The organism is Actinoalloteichus caeruleus (genome assembly GCF_049311605.1).
GTDB classification, from domain to species: Bacteria; Actinomycetota; Actinomycetes; order Mycobacteriales; family Pseudonocardiaceae; genus Actinoalloteichus_B; species Actinoalloteichus_B caeruleus.
In genome coordinates, this window is the sequence record NZ_CP186005.1 from 3,766,186 (window position 1) to 3,781,791 (window position 15,606).

At 72.9% G+C, this 15,606-nt stretch carries 13 protein-coding genes and 1 pseudogene; 7 read left to right on the plus strand and 7 right to left on the minus strand.

Translation table 11 applies throughout. The annotated features are described in order from the left end of the window. Positions 1-397: 397 nt before the first annotated feature. The 3 genes and pseudogenes from ACOJVX_RS15010 to ACOJVX_RS15020 all read left to right on the plus strand — a co-directional run. Positions 398-778 (plus strand): annotated as a pseudogene (locus ACOJVX_RS15010) (transposase); the annotation flags it as partial. Between the two features lie 521 nt (positions 779-1,299). Then, positions 1,300-2,766, plus strand: a complete 1,467-nt coding sequence (locus ACOJVX_RS15015; protein ID WP_422646865.1) for a hypothetical protein — start codon at positions 1,300-1,302, stop codon at positions 2,764-2,766. A 1,048-nt stretch (positions 2,767-3,814) separates the two neighbouring features. Beyond that, positions 3,815-4,450 (plus strand): DNA-3-methyladenine glycosylase I, encoded by a 636-nt coding sequence (locus ACOJVX_RS15020; protein WP_026419770.1) that lies wholly within the window; start codon positions 3,815-3,817, stop codon positions 4,448-4,450. Positions 4,451-4,495: 45 nt separating this feature from the next. Here the strand turns inward: ACOJVX_RS15020 and ACOJVX_RS15025 are convergent, their stop codons facing one another. From ACOJVX_RS15025 to ACOJVX_RS15035, 3 genes are all read right to left on the minus strand, one after another. After that, positions 4,496-6,148, minus strand: coding sequence for an NAD-dependent malic enzyme (locus ACOJVX_RS15025; RefSeq protein WP_026419771.1), 1,653 nt, complete (start codon positions 6,146-6,148; stop codon positions 4,496-4,498). Positions 6,149-6,366: 218 nt separating this feature from the next. Next, positions 6,367-7,053 carry a response regulator transcription factor gene (locus ACOJVX_RS15030; protein WP_035292773.1) on the minus strand — a complete coding sequence of 229 codons (687 nt, stop codon included), beginning with the start codon at positions 7,051-7,053 and terminating at the stop codon, positions 6,367-6,369. Further along, a complete protein-coding gene (locus tag ACOJVX_RS15035) occupies positions 7,050-8,189 on the minus strand; it encodes a sensor histidine kinase (protein ID WP_026419773.1) in 1,140 nt (379 codons plus the stop codon). The genes ACOJVX_RS15030 and ACOJVX_RS15035 overlap by 4 nt, the downstream gene beginning before the upstream one ends. Positions 8,190-8,368: 179 nt before the next feature. Here ACOJVX_RS15035 and ACOJVX_RS15040 point away from each other — a divergent pair, with 179 nt between their 5' ends. Next, positions 8,369-8,599 (plus strand): hypothetical protein, encoded by a 231-nt coding sequence (locus ACOJVX_RS15040; protein WP_026419774.1) that lies wholly within the window; start codon positions 8,369-8,371, stop codon positions 8,597-8,599. A gap of 109 nt (positions 8,600-8,708) precedes the next feature. Next, positions 8,709-9,758 (plus strand): tyrosine-type recombinase/integrase, encoded by a 1,050-nt coding sequence (locus ACOJVX_RS15045; RefSeq protein WP_418155834.1) that lies wholly within the window; start codon positions 8,709-8,711, stop codon positions 9,756-9,758. Between the two features lie 278 nt (positions 9,759-10,036). Here the strand turns inward: ACOJVX_RS15045 and ACOJVX_RS15050 are convergent, their stop codons facing one another. The 3 genes from ACOJVX_RS15050 to ACOJVX_RS15060 all read right to left on the minus strand — a co-directional run bounded on the left by ACOJVX_RS15050 (position 10,037) and on the right by ACOJVX_RS15060 (position 13,215). Next, positions 10,037-10,696, minus strand: a complete 660-nt coding sequence (locus tag ACOJVX_RS15050) for a VOC family protein (protein ID WP_422646866.1) — start codon at positions 10,694-10,696, stop codon at positions 10,037-10,039. Between the two features lie 86 nt (positions 10,697-10,782). Next, positions 10,783-12,768, minus strand: a complete 1,986-nt coding sequence (locus tag ACOJVX_RS15055; RefSeq protein ID WP_422646867.1) for a putative bifunctional diguanylate cyclase/phosphodiesterase — start codon at positions 12,766-12,768, stop codon at positions 10,783-10,785. An 84-nt stretch (positions 12,769-12,852) separates the two neighbouring features. Further along, a complete protein-coding gene (locus ACOJVX_RS15060) occupies positions 12,853-13,215 on the minus strand; it encodes a hypothetical protein (protein ID WP_026419777.1) in 363 nt (120 codons plus the stop codon). Between the two features lie 106 nt (positions 13,216-13,321). On the opposite strand from ACOJVX_RS15060, the gene ACOJVX_RS15065 reads away from it, so the two are divergent. Further along, positions 13,322-14,083: a thymidine kinase gene (locus ACOJVX_RS15065; RefSeq protein ID WP_026419778.1), complete on the plus strand. Its 762-nt coding sequence runs from the start codon at positions 13,322-13,324 to the stop codon at positions 14,081-14,083. A gap of 240 nt (positions 14,084-14,323) precedes the next feature. Continuing rightward, positions 14,324-14,668, plus strand: coding sequence for an RNA polymerase-binding protein RbpA (locus tag ACOJVX_RS15070; protein WP_016700176.1), 345 nt, complete (start codon positions 14,324-14,326; stop codon positions 14,666-14,668). A 111-nt stretch (positions 14,669-14,779) separates the two neighbouring features. Here the strand turns inward: ACOJVX_RS15070 and ACOJVX_RS15075 are convergent, their stop codons facing one another. After that, positions 14,780-15,577, minus strand: coding sequence for a polyprenol monophosphomannose synthase (locus ACOJVX_RS15075; RefSeq protein ID WP_026419779.1), 798 nt, complete (start codon positions 15,575-15,577; stop codon positions 14,780-14,782). Between the last annotated feature and the right edge of the window lie 29 nt (positions 15,578-15,606).

The following is a 15,606-nucleotide window of genomic DNA, read 5'->3' on the forward strand; positions in this document are numbered from 1 at the left end:
CCATCCCACACCTGCCATTATTCCCGAATTCTCCGCCACATTCGGCGAGCGGACACCCAAAGAATACGAAGCACCCTCACATCCTGACCCTCCAAATCCCCAGTCCGCGACCCGTCGGCAGCCACGATCCGCTGACGCCGTTCCATCACCCGGGCGGCGGCTGTCCCACAGGACCAGCGACCACGTACGGTTACCCCGAACGGGGCCATGATCAGCCGTACCGCGCGTCCACCGGTCGACCCTCGGACGGGTCTCGGCGGCGCGCGGGTCCGACCTGCCCGCACACCGTCGTGCGCCGGCGTCCGGCACCGGCTCCCTCCCGGTGCCCCAGCCCCGCCCGGCCCGGACCCGGCGAGATCGCCCCGCCCGCCACGCTCCCCCACCACCGCGCCCACCCATGACGTCAGGAGTGCCCGTGAACGTGCGTGACACCAAGGCCGCACCAGGAGACCTGGCCCGACGCCTGGTACCCGACTGGCTGTGGGAGCTGGTCGAACCGACGCTGCCCACCCCGAGACCTCGCCCACAGGGCGGCGGGCGGGCCCGGGTCAACGAGCGGGCCGTCCTCACGGCGATCGTGTTCGTCCTGACCAGCGGCTGCGCCTGGCGCGACCTCCCGGCGTCCTTCTCCGTGTCCGCACCCACCGCCCACCGCCGCTTCCAGGAGTGGTCGAACGCCGGGGTGTGGCAGCGCCTCCAGGGCGCCGTACGACGAGGAGGACTGGACCAGGCGGAGCGCGTCTGGGCACGGAGCGTGCTCACGGCGGCGGCCGCCCGACTCCCGGCACGAGCGGAAAACGAACTGCTGGTCATGAAATGAGCCGAGGCAGCCGGGAGGGACCCGAGCACCACCCGAGGCGCCGACGGTATTACGGAATTCACCTCAGCACCCCGCTCCCGACACCCCGTCACCGTGACCTTCCGCCACGCTCGCGGACCGGGAACCCGCGCTCCCCCGCACCCACTCGTCGTTCACGACTCGTCTCGATTGGCGACACGCCTCCCCTCTCCACTCCCTGGCACTACCCGGACTCCTAAACCGGATTCCACGACTCGCTCGAGAATCCTCGCGGCTCCGGCCAGGAACGGGACCGACCACGTGAGACATCGGCATTCCCTGCGCCACCTCCTCGAAATGCGCTCACCTGAGCGCCATTGTCATCGTCGTTTACCAGCGTTAGCCTCGAATCCGTCGTGCTCGACCGGAGAACACGACGCGGACCGAGGACCGGGGTCCGGGAGGGGAGGACGTTCGGGGGCCGCCGCCGCCGGAGAGTCCCTGACGAGGAACGGCGGTGCGTGGGCTCGATGATGCGGTGGGGTCTGGTGTCGGGTGACGGCCTCCCGGTGAGCGGACTGCTCACCGTCTTCCGGAACGTCGTGGACCACGCCGTCGACGACGGCGTGCTGCACACCCCGGTGGCCGCCGACCTCGGCTATTCGTGGCGGGCGGACAAGGCCGACTACTTCCCGAGGGGCATGGCTGGTTCCCGCTACCCCCACTGGCTCACGGTCACCGACGCCGTACCGGTGGACCAGGAACGCACCAGCCTGATGGCGGAGCTGACGGAGATCCGCCTCGCCGTCGCACGGGCCGCCACCCTCTCCGAAGTCGAGACCCGACGGCTGCGCGAGCGGATCGACCGCCTCGCGCGCCCCTACGAGGAGCACTTCACGAGGTGGTTGTCCGACCACGACATCGACTGGGTGATCGCGGTCAACCTGACGCTCTCGGACGCGGTGCCGGTGAACCTGGCGCTCCGACGGGCGGCCGCCCGCTACTGGCGGGACGGGAGGCCCGGCGGTGTCCTCTACTGGGACCACGACCTCTTCGGCAGCTGCGCCATCCCCGAGGGGGATGCGCGCTTCTACCCACCCGCGCCGAACAGCCTGACGCCGGTGCCGGGAGGGCTCCCGAGCGACCGGTGGGCGGTGGTCACCGAGGGCCTCGCCGAGGAGGCCGCCGGCTACCCCACGGCATCGCGACCCCGGGTCACCCCCAACGTGCTCCCGGTCCTGCCCGAGTCCCCGGAGCTGGACGCGCGCCACCGGGAGTTCCTCGTCGACAACGGGCTGACCGACCGGCAGCCGGTCGTCCTGGTACCCGTCCGCCTGTTCCGGGTCAAGGGCGTGGAGATCTCCGTCTCCGTCTTCGCCGAGATGCTGCGCACGGCGAGGGACGCGGGCGATCCGGACCCGGCGTTGCTGGTCTTCGGGAGCGTGGAGGAGGACCCGCCCTACGCCGCCGAGGTCCTCGACCACGTCCGCGCCCTCGACGTCACCGGTTCCGTTCGCTTCCTCGACGGCGTGCCGCTCACCAGTCACCGGGAGGACGACCGTTGGCGGCTGGACGAGATCGACCTGCTGAGGATCTGCCGGGCCACCGGCGGCGCCGTGCTGTTCACCCCCAACCTGCCCGACGTCGAGACGGTGGGGCTGGGGCCGGCGCTGGCCGCGCTCGCCGACGTGCCCTGCGCCGTCACCGACTACGACGCCTTCGAGTCCGTCTACCAGGGGCGGGTCACCTGCGTCGTGGCCGACCCGGCGGAACCGCGTGGCGCGGCGGCGGCGCTGTCCCGGTGGATGGCCGGGGCGCGGGCCGGTGACCGGGACGCGGTGGAGGCACTGCGGAGGAACCACGAGGCCGTGCGGGCGTTGTTCCCGTCGGCTCCCTGGCGCGAGCTGGTGCGGGAGATGGCGGACTCCCTCCGGCCCTCTCCCGTCGGAGCGGGTGCTCACCGGTCCGGCCCCGGCAGTCACCGGTGAGCGGCTGGTCACCCGGGGGCGGACCACCGGGTCGTTCGCGAGCGCTCGCTACGGCCGTCTGAGGCAGGACCGGCCACGCCGCGTCCCGACCACCGCGTGCCGGCACCGTCCCGCCTCGAACGGACCGGAGCGACCGCCCCGCGGCGGCGGAACGCCCGCGTCGCCGAGCACGCCCCGCCCGGTACACCCGCGAACCCCGCCCCTGGTGGGACGGGCACGGACACGGACGGCGCACCGGTGGCGCCCGCTGGCGGCACCCGGACCCCGCCGCTGGGGCCGCCGCCCGCACAGTCGCGATCACGGTCCGTGCCGGTGCTGCCCGACGGGTTGTCGGGCGGCGCGGCTACTGTGCGGTCGACGTCGGCCCGCCCCAGGGCCGGGGGACGACCTGGTGGAGGAGTTCGGTGCGCGCCCTGTTTCCCGCCGCCCGACGCGAACTCGCCTCGGGCGCGGTGCCGGTGCCGGCTTGGCTCGACCCGCACAGGCGGCAACGCCTGGTCGCCGCCTGCCGGGAGTCGGCCCGGGGCCCGGTGCCGCTCCACGCGGCGACGCTCCCCGGTGGTGGTCGGACGTCGGTGCGCCTCGGCCGGCACTGGCGGCCCCACCGCGACACGCGCGCCGCCGAGGACGCTGGAGGCGGACCCGTGCCCGCGCCTCCCGGCTGGCTCGCGCCGGCCCGGGTCGCGAGGCGCTCACCGCCGCCGCGGCGCCAGCCGTCGTCGACCGCTACCGACCGGACGCGGTGGTGGTGGACCACCGCGACGCCGCCGCGCGGATGGGCACGCACCGGGGGGACGAGCGCGTCCTCGACCCGGTCGTCTCCCGGCGGAGCGGACCGCACGTCGACACCGTGTGGGTCCGGTGGCCTCCTGGTCCTGGGTGGGCCGTCCGCCTCCCCCCACCCCGCGGTGCCGCGAACCCTCCCCGGCGCCGCCGACCCCGACAGCGGCCCGCGAGGTGGGCGCCTCGACAACGCCCCGCGTGACGGGGCTGCCCTGGCAGCGGGCGCACGACCAGAACCCACGAGACGAGAGGGAGCACGACACCGATGCCGGACACACCCACCCCACCGGACCCCACCAGGGCCGGGCAGGAGGCCGCACTCGGTGAGGACGGGCTGCGGCGCTGCGTCTGGGCGGCCTCACACCCGGTGAACAGGCACTACCACGACACCGAGTGGGGGTTGCCGGTACGCGGGGAGCAGGAGCTGTACGAACGGATCACCCTCGAGGGATTCCAGGCCGGGCTGTCCTGGTTGACGATCCTGAACAAGCGCGCCGCCTTCCGGCAGGCGTTCTGCGACTTCGTCCCGGAGAAGGTCGCCGCCTTCACCGACGAGGACGTGGAACGCCTGATGACCAACGCGGCGATCGTCCGCAACCGCCGGAAGATCGAGGCGGCTCGGACGAACGCCGTCGCCGTCCTCAACCTGCGGGCGGAGGGCGGACTGGACTCGTTCCTCTGGTCGTTCCAACCGGAGCGGACACCGGAACCGCGTTCCACGGCGGAGGTGCCGACCACCAGCCCGGAGTCCACCGCCCTGTCGACGGCGCTGCGACGGCTCGGTTTCGCCTTCGTCGGGCCCACCACGACGCACGCGCTGATGGAGGCGGTCGGCATGATCGACACCCACCTCGTGGGCTGTCACCGGCGGGGGACCTCCGGGGTGTGGCCCTCGGGCTGACCGGGCTCGCGGAAGGCGCGAGTGGCGCCGGCGTCCGGCCCGAGCTCACGCCCGGCCGGCGTCCGGCCCGGGGTACTCCGGCCACCACATCGCGTCCTGGACGGCCTGGACGACGTCGTCCGGTTCCCGCCCGGCGACGCCGTCCCGCGCGGCCTGGCGGACGACGGCCGCGGCGACGGTGGCCGAGGACGCGCGGAGGTCGCGGACCGGGGGCAGCAGTGGCGTTCCTGGTCCCACCTCCTCGACCTGCCCCGCCACCGCCTCCGCCGCCGCGAGCAGCATGCCCGAGGTCACGCGTTCGGCGCGGGCGACGATGACGCCGAGCCCGAGGCCCGGGTAGAGCAGGGCGTTGTTGGCCTGGGCTATCACGTACCGGGTGCCCCGGAGGTCGACCGGGTCGACGGGAACGCCCGTCGCGGTCAGGGCTCGTCCACCGGTCCAGGACAGCAGGTCCGAGGGCTTCGCCTCCGCGCGCTCGGTCGGGTTGGACAGCGGGAGGATAACGGGGCGCTCGGTGTGCTGGGCCATCGCGGCGACGACCCGTTCGTCGAAGGCCCCCGCCGCCGTGGACGTGCCCACGAGGATCGTGGGGTGCACGTGCCGCACGGTGGAGAACAGGTCGATCGCGCCGTTGCCCCAGCCGGCCACCTCATCGGGCGGCCGGGCGTAGTCCCGTTGGTAGTCGCGCAGCTCCCGCATGTCGGACACGAGCAGCCCCTGGCGGTCCACCAGCCACACCCGGCAGGTCGCCTGCTCCCGGCTCAGCCCGTCGCGGATCATGGCGTCGCGCAGCTGGTCGGCGATGCCGACCCCGGCGGTCCCGGCGCCGAACACCACCACCCGCTGGTCGCGGAAGGGGGTGCCGGTGACGCGGAGCGCGCTCATCACCGCCGCCAGGGTGATCGCCCCCGTGCCCTGGAGGTCGTCGTTGAACACGCGGCGGGTGTCCCCGTACGCCTCCAACAGCCGCCGGGCGTTGCCCGGTCCGAAGTCCTCCAGGTGCACCAACGCATGCGGGTACCTGTCGGCGACCGCGTCGAGGAAGGCAGCCACGAAGTCGTCGTAACGTTCGCCGGTCACCCTGCTGTGCCTGGCCCCCAGGTAGAGGGGGTCGTTGAGGAGGGCCTGGTTGTTGGTGCCGACGTCCAGCACCACCGGCAGGCACCGCGCGGGGTGCACGCCGGCCGCCGCCGTGTACACCGAGAGCTTCCCGACGGCCAGCCGCACGCCGTGCACGCCCCAGTCGCCGATGCCCAGGATCTCCTCCGAGTCGGTGACCACCAGCAGGTCGACGTCCTCGGGTCCCAACCCCCGCGTGTCGAGGGCTGGACCGATGTCCTCGGGGTGGTCGATCGACAGGTAGACGCCACGGGGGGACCGGTACTCGTGGCTGTAGTGGCGGACCGCCTGGCCGACGGTGGGGTCGTAGACGATGGGCAGCAGCTCGGTGAGGTGCTCGGTGAGCAGCCGGTGGTAGAGCACCTCGTTCCGGTCGCGCAGCTGTTCGAGGTACAGGTTCGCCGCGAGGTCGTCCGGCTGGGCTCGGCACTGCTCGTAGGCGCGTCGCGCCTGCTGGTCGAGGGTGAGCACCGCGTCGGGCAGCCAGCCGACGAGACCGAGCCGTTCCCGGTCCGCCCGGGAGAACGCCGTGCCCTGGTTGGTGAGGGCATCCCGCAGGACCTCCGGTACCTCGGTCATCCGCTTCCCCTCCCGGCCGGCCGTGTCCGCATCATCGCCTTCCCGGGGCCGTGGCGCATGCGCGGCGGGCGGCGCTCGCTCCCCCGGTGGCCGGGTGTCCCGACCGGGGTGCGGCCCTCGGGGCGGTTCTGGCCGGGCCGAGCCGGGTAGGTGGGAGCGGATCCCGTTCCCGTTCCCGGGCGCGGGTCGCCGGCCCGACGGGGTCGCGTCGAGGCTGGTCAGCCGGGGTCGGGGTCGGGCTGGTCCAGCTCCGCCTCCCGCACCAGCAGTGCCAGCTGGACGCGGTTGGTCAGACCGAGGCGGGCGAGCGCGGCTGACACGTGGGTCTTGACGGTGGGAACGCTGAGGTGGAGGGCGCGGGCGATGTCGGCGTTGGACAGACCCCGCCCGACCTCCAGCGCCACCTGGCGTTCCCGCTCGGCCAACGGGGCGAGTCTCCCGCGCGCCTCCTCCGCACGGCGGGACCGCGCACCGTTCTCGGGGCCGACGGAGCGCCGGATGAGCCCCCGCAGCACCGACGGGGAGAGCACCGGGTCGCCGGAGGCGGCGCGACGGATCGCGTCGACGAGGTGGTCCGGCGGGGTGTCCTTGAGCAGGAAACCGACCGCGCCGGCTGACAGTGCCCGGTGCACGTGCCGGTCGGCGTCGAAGGTGGTCAACACGATGATCTCCGGCGGCGAGGGGCGTGCCCGGATCGCCTCGGTGGCGCTCAGCCCGTCCATCGCCGGCATCCGGATGTCCATCAGCACGACGTCGACCGGGGTGGTCGTCACCGCCCGCAGCGCCTCCTGGCCGTTGGCGGCCTGGCCGACGACGGCGATGCCCTCCGCGCCCTTCAACATCATCGTCAGCGCGGCCAGGACGAGGGGGTCATCGTCGACGAGCAGGACCCGGACACCGGTCATGTCGGCCACGGTAGCCAGGCCCGCAGTCGCCACCCGCCCTCGGGCCGGGGGCCGTGCTCAAGGTCGCCGCCCGCGAGGCGGACCCGTTCGCGGAGTCCCAGCAGGCCCTGGCCCGACCCGGGCACCGCCGAGTGGGCCACTCCCCCGGAATCGACGACGTCGAGGGTGAGCCCGTCCTCCGCGCGGCCGCTGGCCCGCACCACGACGCTGGCTCCCGGGGCGTGTTTGCGGGCGTTGGTCACCGCCTCCCGCACGATGCGGTACGCGGTCCTGCCCAGTGAGCCGGGCACCGCGCCGACCACCTCGCCGTGGTACCGGATGTCGACCCCGCCGGCGCTCGATTCCGCCACCAGCGCGGGCAGGTCGGTGAAGGAGGGTTGGGGGCGGTCCGGTTCCGGGGCGCGCAGCACGCCGATCACCTCCCGCAGGTCCTGGAGGGCCTGGTGGGCGCTGCTCCTGATGACCCCCACCGCCTGCCGCGTCTCCTCCGGGGTCGCGTCCGCCCGGTACTCCAGGGCGCCGGCGTGGAGGCTCAGCAGCGACAACCGGTGCCCCAGCACGTCGTGGATCTCCCTGGCGATCTCGTCCCGGCTCGACCGGCGGGCCCGCTCCGCGAGCAGCTCGGCCTCGGCCTCGGCCTGCTCGGCGCGGGTGCGCAACGACTGGAACAGCGACCGGCGCTGTCGCACCGTGATACCCCAGGCGGTGGCGGCGGAGTGCACCGCGACCCCCAGCAGGAGGACGAGCGGGCGTCCCTCGGGCGGTTCGGGGCGCCACCCCACCGACACGGCTGCCGAGAGGAGGCTGAGCAGGAGGACGGCGACGGCCACCCGGGGTGGGCGACGGACGGCCAGCGAGAAGAGCGCCGCGACCATCGCACCGGCCGCGGTCTCCGCGACGGTGGCGGTGACGACCAAGCCCACCGCGATGGGCGTTGGCCAGGATCGACGCCACCACAGGACCGCGCACCCCGCCACCCCCAGGAGCTGGTCGGTCGCGGACAGCCAGCCCGGCATCGTGGGGTCCTGCCGGTAGAGGGCCGCCGTCCAGAGCCCGTAGGTGGCCGCGGCCAGGAAGAGCCCGAGATCGACCAGCCAGTCCCGACGCCCTCGGCGCCAGCGTCTCACCGCGGTCATGGGGTGTGAGCCTAGGAGCCCCGGCGACGGCCGAGGCGCCTCGGCCGGGTTCGCGATACCGAAGTCGGTGCTGGGCGGGACCTTCGACGGAGGTGGGGGCTCCCTGTCGACACCTCCGTCCGGAGGGTCGCTCCCTCGGACCGAGGCGCCCGGGGCCGCGCCGTGGCTAGCGTGCCGGCATGGCGAAGTTGATGGGAGCGGCTGGGTTCCTCCTGACGCTCATGGGGATCAGCGGCACGATCGACCACCTCGCGGCGCAGCCGATCCTGGGTTTCCTGCTGAACGGGCTCAACCGCGAGGTGTTCGAACGGTTCGAGGCCTTCTCGGGCGTGGAGGTGTACGCGAACCTGACCGTCTCCGTGCTCGGGGTCGTCCTGATGGTCCTCTCGGACCGGCTGGGCAGGGGCTGACGGGCGACCGTCCCGTCGCGGGGTGGGGCCGGCCGCCCCATCCCGCCTGGTCACCATCGCGCCCCCCGGTCATCGGCGAGCTCATCGCCGGCGGTGTATCAAGATCGGTATGCGGTTGCTACGGGCACAGGAGGCGTTCTTCACGGCCAGGCGGCCCCGGAAGGACTCACCGCACACCACGGCCGCCTACCGGCGGGACCTCGCTGGCATCACCCGCCTGCTCGCCGAGGAGCACGCGGTCGCCGTGGCGGACCTCGGGATCGAGGGGGCCAACGCGGAGGCGCTGCGCGCCGCCTTCGGCCGCTTCGCCGACACCCACGCCAAGAGTTCGGTGCTGCGGGCGTGGTCCACCTGGAACCAGTTCCTCACCTTCTGCGTGGCGGAGGGCATCCTCCCGGGCAATCCGATGGCGGCCATCGACCGGCCGCGCACCCCGCCGCTGTCCCCCAAGCCGCTGCGCGGTGAGGGGACCCCGGAGCAGTTGTTGCGCGCGGTGGCGGCCGGCGCGCGCCGGGCGCGCCGGCCGTGGCCGGAGCGGGACGTCCTGGTGCTGTCCCTCGGCCTGGTCACCGGGCTGCGCGCCGGGGAGATGCGGGAGCTCACCCTGGACTCGGTGGTGGGGCGTCCCGGGGAACGACGGCTGCACGTCCGGGGCAAGGGGAGCCGCGAACGGTCGATCCCCATCGAAGGGCCGCTGGAGCGGGTGATCGAACGCTACCTGGCGTCCTGCCGGACGCGGTTCCCGCACCGCCGGCAGCGCCGTTCGGCGGCGCTGCTGGTGGACCAGCGCGGGGAGCCGATCGGTCGGGGCGCCCTCGAGTACCTGGTGAAGTCCTGCTTCCGGTGGGCGGGCCTGCACGACAGGGTGCCCTCCGGCGCGAGCCTGCACGCGCTTCGCCACACCTTCGCCACGAGGCTCGCCGAGGACGGCGCCAATGCCTCCGAGATCATGGCGTTGCTGGGGCACGCCAGCCTGGCGACCAGCCAGAACTACATCGAGGCCACGGGAAGGGAGCAGCGCGCGGCCGCGGCCAGCAACCGCACCTACCGGGCGCTGGCCGCGGTGGCCGAGGCCACCGAGCGGTCGGAGGCGGACGGCTCCGGCTGCTCCCCGTCGGGACGGGCGTCCGAGCTGGCGGGGCGACCCGACGCGGAGTGAGCTCGGCGGGCACGGGCCGGCCCGGACCACTCCCTGGCACGCCGCGTCGGCGTCCCCCCGTCCGATCGGGGGACGCGGGTGCTTGGCGGTGCCGGCGGCCCTGGTGCGCGGGGTGAGGGCACCGCGCACCCGCTCCGGAACCGAGCACCCGGCCCGGTCGGCACGCGAACCCGGAGCTCCCCCGTCCTCGGGTTCGCGGCGACCGCCGGGAGCGGAGGACGGGTGGGCGCGGCCCGCCGCCGTCGCGGGCCGTGGTGCGGCCCGCGTTCCCCGGGCCGTCACGTGGCGAGCGCGCCACCCCAGCCGCCCGGTTGTTCCACCAGGGCGTAGCGGGCGCCGTCGGGGTCGGCGACGGTCACCGCGCGCCCCAGCGGGTTGGTGGGGTCCTCCCCCAGCACGGTCCCGCCCAGGTCCCGGACGCGGTCGAGCGTCCTGCTGAGGTCGTCGGTGGCCAGGCAGCAGGTCCACTCCCCCGCCTCCGGGGAGGTCTCCGGTACCGGACGGCGACCGGACACCGCCCTGCCCTCGAGCGTGTAGGCCCCCTCGGCCATTTCCCAGCCGACCGCCGACGTCCAGCGCTCGTCGGCGCTCGCCGCGGCGAGTTCGGCCCAGCAGGGCTCACCGGAGCGGGGAGCCGGCGCCCACGGCCCGTGCGCCACCCGGCCTGGTTCGACGACGGCGGAGGGGTGCTGGGAGGCCGAGGGCTCCTCGGCCTGCGGACCGGTCCCGAAGATCACCCGCCAGCCCAGGGATTCGCCGTGTTCGGGGAAGCGGATGGTGGCGGCCAGCCGGTCGCCCACCCAGCAGCTCTGGACTCCGCCGTCCCGGGAGAGCAGCACCCAGTCGTGGAGCGCGGCGTGGAACTCGACGGACGCCTCCGGGGAGGCGGTGAGCAGTTCGAACCGGCGGATGCCCCGGACGGGCACTGCGGTGTTCACTTCGGTGGTTCTCCCGTGGGGCAGAGCACGCGGATGGCAGGTTCCGCGGGTCGTCGGTGCGGTCAGTTGATCCTGATGCGCCACCCCTAACGCGGCAATACTCCGTTCGGCCGTAACACGATCGCGGACAGTGGTTTCGGCTTCCCGAGGTGGAAGCCCTGAGCCACCTCGACACCCAGCCTGGTGAGTGCGTTGACCTGGGAGGGGCGTTCGACCCACTCCGCGACGGTGGTCAGCCCGAGGCCGTTGGCGATCTCCATGATCCCTGTCACTAGAACGGAGTCGGTGGTACTCCGATCGATACCACGGACGAACTCACCGTCGATCTTCAGTCCCGTGATCGGCAGGTGCTTGAGGTGGACGAAGGAGCCGAATCCGGACCCGAAGTCGTCCAGCGTGATGCGACAGCCGGCCTCCCGCAGCCGGGTGGCGAGGTGTCGTGCGGCGTCGAGGTTGGTGAGCGCCGCGGTCTCGGTGATCTCCAGGCCGAGTCGGCCGGGCGGGACGTCACTGCTCCGGATCCGGTCGAGGACGAAGTCGCCGAACTCCTCGTCGTCGAGGGTGCGCCCCGAGACGTTGACGTCCAGCCGCAGCCCGGGGTCCGGGTGCGCCGCGAGCGTGTCGACGGCCTGTCCGAGCACCCAGCGGTCGATGTTCAGGATGAGATCGGTCCGTTCCGCGTCGGGCAGGAAGTCGCCGGGGCCCAGCCGGGGCAGGAGATCGTCCTCCAGGCGGAGCAGCAGCTCGTAGCCGAGGGTTCGGCCGGTGCGGAGGTCGACCATCGGCATCCCGTGCAGCGCCAGGTGACCGTCGGTCAGGGCGGTGCGCAGCCGTTCCAGCACGGCCACCCGCTTCGCGGTGTCGGCGTAGTGCCCCGGGTCGTAGACCGTGACACGGTTCCGGCCGGCGCCCTTCGAGGCGTAGAGGGCCAGGTCGGCGTTGGCCAGCACGGCCTCCCAGGTGGGTCCGGAGTCGAACGGGGCGACGCCCGTGCTCACCGTGACCCTGATGGTGACCCCGGCGACGGCGACCGGGATCGTGGCCACGGCCGCGGCCAGCTGCTGGGCCGTCCGTTTGGCCAGCGCCTGGTCCACCCCGGGCATCACGACGGCGAACTCGTCACCACCGAGCCGCCCGAGGTAGTGGTTCTCCGGCAGGCGGTTGCGCAGGGCGGTCGCCAGGGCGCACATCACCCGGTCACCGACCATGTGGCCCCGGAGGTCGTTGACGTCCTTGAAGTTGTCGAGGTCGATGACGACCAGCGCTCCCCGGGCACCGGAGGCGATCTCCCGCTCCAGCCTCGCCGTCAGGGCCCGGCGGTTCGGCAGTCCGGTGAGCGGGTCCTCCTCGGCCATCCTGCGCAGTTCGTGGTGCACCTCGTGCGCCTGGGTGATGTCGTGGGCGCTGCCGACGAGCCGCACCGGCTTCCCGTCATCGTCGGTGATCACCTCCCCGAAGCACTCGAAGACCCGGACATCCGTCGCGTCCGCGCCCCGAGCGCGGTGGATGTAGGTGAAGGGCTCCCCGGTGCCCAGCGAGCGGGTGAGCACCCTGGTCACCAGCGCGACGTCGTCGGGGTGGATCATGCGCATGAAGGCGTCGTAGTCGATCTCGGCGTCGGCCGGGTAGCCGGACATCTCCCGCATGCCCTCCGACCACACCACCCGGTCCTCGGCGATGACCCACTCCCAGTTGCCCATCCGGCTGCGTTCCGGGGACCGGCGGGTGGTCTCGGAGCCGACCTCGAGCTCCTCCTGTCGCGAGCCGGTCAGGTCGACGACGCGGCACAGGTGCGCGTCGCTGGGCGGCAGCGGGTGCCAGTTGATCTCCAACCAGCGGACTCCCCTGTTGGTGGTGGTGAGCCGCTGGACGGTGGACGTGCCCTCCGCCCCCTCCCAGGCCGCGGGCAGGAGGGCGGGCAGGGACCGGCCCCGCGCGTGGGCCTCGTCGATGCCCAGCAGCTCGGCCATCGCCGGGTTGACCCAGCGCAGCCGGCCACGTGAGTCGGTGATGGCAAATCCGACGTCCGTATGGTGCAACACAGTGTGTTGAACGGAGTCGTCTCCTGTCACCCTTCCCTCCTTGTAAACCGCCCTACTGGAGCAATGGTCGCGGCGGAGGGGCGCGCTCGGCAAGCGGTCGCTGGCATGTGTCGCTCAGCGGAGCCGCTCGAGCCGCCGGGCGGTGACGACCAGTTCGGTGGCCAGCGTTCGGAGTTCGCCGAGGTCCGCGCCGTCCTCCACGCCGGTGGCGACGTCCTCAGCGGCGCATCTGAGCTGGAATATCCTGTCCTGGAGGTCGGCCACCTCCTCAGCCGAAAGCACCACGGAGTCCTCGGGGAGCCTGCCTCGCTGGACCGCCGACCGCCGTTCGTAGGCGCGTTGCCGGCAGGCCTGGCCGCAGTAGCGCCGGGGTCGGCCGGTTCGGCCGGCTGGTTCCAGGGACCGTCCGCACCAGCCGCAGTGCCTGGGTTCGCCGCGCCGGGCGACGACGCGGGTGGTCTCGGGCGGTCCTTCCACGGTGCCGACCGTAGTCGAGCACGCTCGGAACAGGGTGTCGGCACACCGGAGCGCACGACCGCGCGGCCTGACCCGTCCACACGGGCGGCCGATAGGGTCGACGCCCGTGACTACCCCTGCCGACGCCGCCGATCCGACCGACGCGCTGTCCGCCGTCCCGGCCGAGTCCGGCCGCCGGGCCGCGACGGTCCCCGGCCGCCTCCGCTTCTTCTACGGTCCGATGGACTGCGGGAAGTCGACGCTGGCACTCCAGATCGACCACAACCACGCGAGGCAGGGGCGGGTCGGTCTGCTGCTGGTGCGTTTCGACCGGTCCGGCAGCCCGCGCATCTCGACGAGGATCGGGCTGGCCAGGCAGGCCATCGAGTTGGACGAGACGACCGACGTCCGGGGTCTGGTGCGCGCGCAGTGGGCGGCGGGCCGCCGGGTCGACTACCTGATCGTCGACGAGGCGCAGTTCCTGAACGAGGGCCAGGTCGAGCAACTCGCGGAGCTGGCCGACCTGGCGCACCTGGACGTCTACTGCTTCGGCATCGCGACCGACTTCCGCGGCAGGCTGTTTCCGGGGGCCCAGCGGCTCTTCGAGGTGGCCGACGAGCTGCAGGCGGTGCAGGTCGAGGTGCTCTGCTGGTGCGGTTCCCCCGGACGGTTCAACGGCAGGGTGGTGAACGGTTCACTCGTGCGGGCGGGCGACACCGTGCTCGTGGCGGACACCACGGCGGGTGACGGCTCCCCCTCCGAGGAGGAGGGCGGTCCCAACAACGAGGCCACGACTACTGTGCGTTATCAAGTGTTGTGCCGCCGACACTTCCGATCCGGTGATCTGGGTCCCATCCCCGCGGCGCACGGACAACTCACACTGGCTTGATAGCGTGCCACTCTGGCACTATCACCCATTCGAGTGGTCATGGTAGTCACAAGGCGGATAACGCGTCACGAACGGCAGACGACTGCATCCCTATGGAGGAAGTCTTCGTTGATGCGTGAAACACGTCACCGTGGGCAACCAGTTAGGCCAAACCGGGAACGACGGCGACGCGAAAGTCGTTGCACTCGGTGAGCACGTTGACCGGGGCGCCAGCCTCGGACCGAGCGAAAGGACACCGTCATGGCCGACCGCGTTCTGCGTGGCAGCCGGCTCGGAGCGGTCAGCTACGAGACCGACCGCAACCACGACCTCGCACCGCGCCGTACGGTGCGGTACGCCTGCCCCAAGGGACACGACTTCGAGGTGCCCTTCTCGGATGACGCCGAGGTTCCGGGGAACTGGGAATGCCGGCTGCACGGCAGCGAGTCGAAGATGATCGACGGCAGCGAGCCGGAACCCAAGAAGGCCAAGCCCGCCCGGACGCACTGGGACATGCTCCTGGAGCGCCGCACCATCCCCGAGCTGGAGGAACTGCTCTCGGAGCGGCTGGAGGAGCTGCGCGGACGCCGCACCCGCTCCGCCTGAGGCCCACGCCGCCCCACGAGGACGTCGATCCTGACACCGTCGCCGGCCGCCCGGGAAACTCCCGGGCGGCCTTTCCTCGTGCGCGGAGTCACCTCCGCTCGGCCGGGGCCGTCAGGCGCGCTTGCCGGTGGCCAGGGCGCGCAGCTGCGTCCCTCGCCTCCGCAGCCCCCACTTGGTGACCCTGATGAGGGCCTCGCGCACGATCGAACCACTCATCTTGGACGTGCCGACCTCCCGGTCGGTGAAGGTGATGGGCACCTCCACCACCTGGAAACCGGCCTCGATCGCCCGCCACGCCAGGTCGATCTGGAAGCAGTAGCCCTGGGAGGCGACGTTGTGCAGCTTGATCTTCTGGAGCACCTCGCGGCGGAAGGCGCGGTAGCCGCCGGTCATGTCCGACACCTTCGCGCCGAGCGCCAGCTTCGCGTAGATGTTGGCCCCCCGCGAGAGCCACTCGCGGTGCCACGGCCAGTTCACCAGGCTGCCGCCCGCCACGTACCGGGAGCCGATGACCAGGTCGGCACCGATCTGGTCGTTGCCCAGCGCGTCCAGCAGCCGGGGCAGCTCCTCGGGGGCGTGGGAACCGTCGGCGTCCATCTCGACCACGACGTCGTAGGCGCGCTCCAACGCCCAGCTGAAGCCCGCGACGTAGGCCGCGCCCAGCCCCGCCTTGGCGGTGCGGTGCAGGACGTGGATCCGCTCGTCGGCGGCCGCCAGCTCGTCGGCGAGCTCCCCCGTGCCGTCCGGGCTGCCGTCGTCCACCACGAGAACGTGCGCCGCCGGCACCGCCGCGTGCAGTCTCGTCACGATCGGGCCCAGGTTCTCCCGCTCGTTGTAGGTGGGGATCACCACCAGTACCGCGCCGACGCTGCTCGGGCGGTCCTCGGGGGTGTCGGCTTCTCCGGCCATCCGTTCCTCCTCGCCGGTCCCAGTGCGGC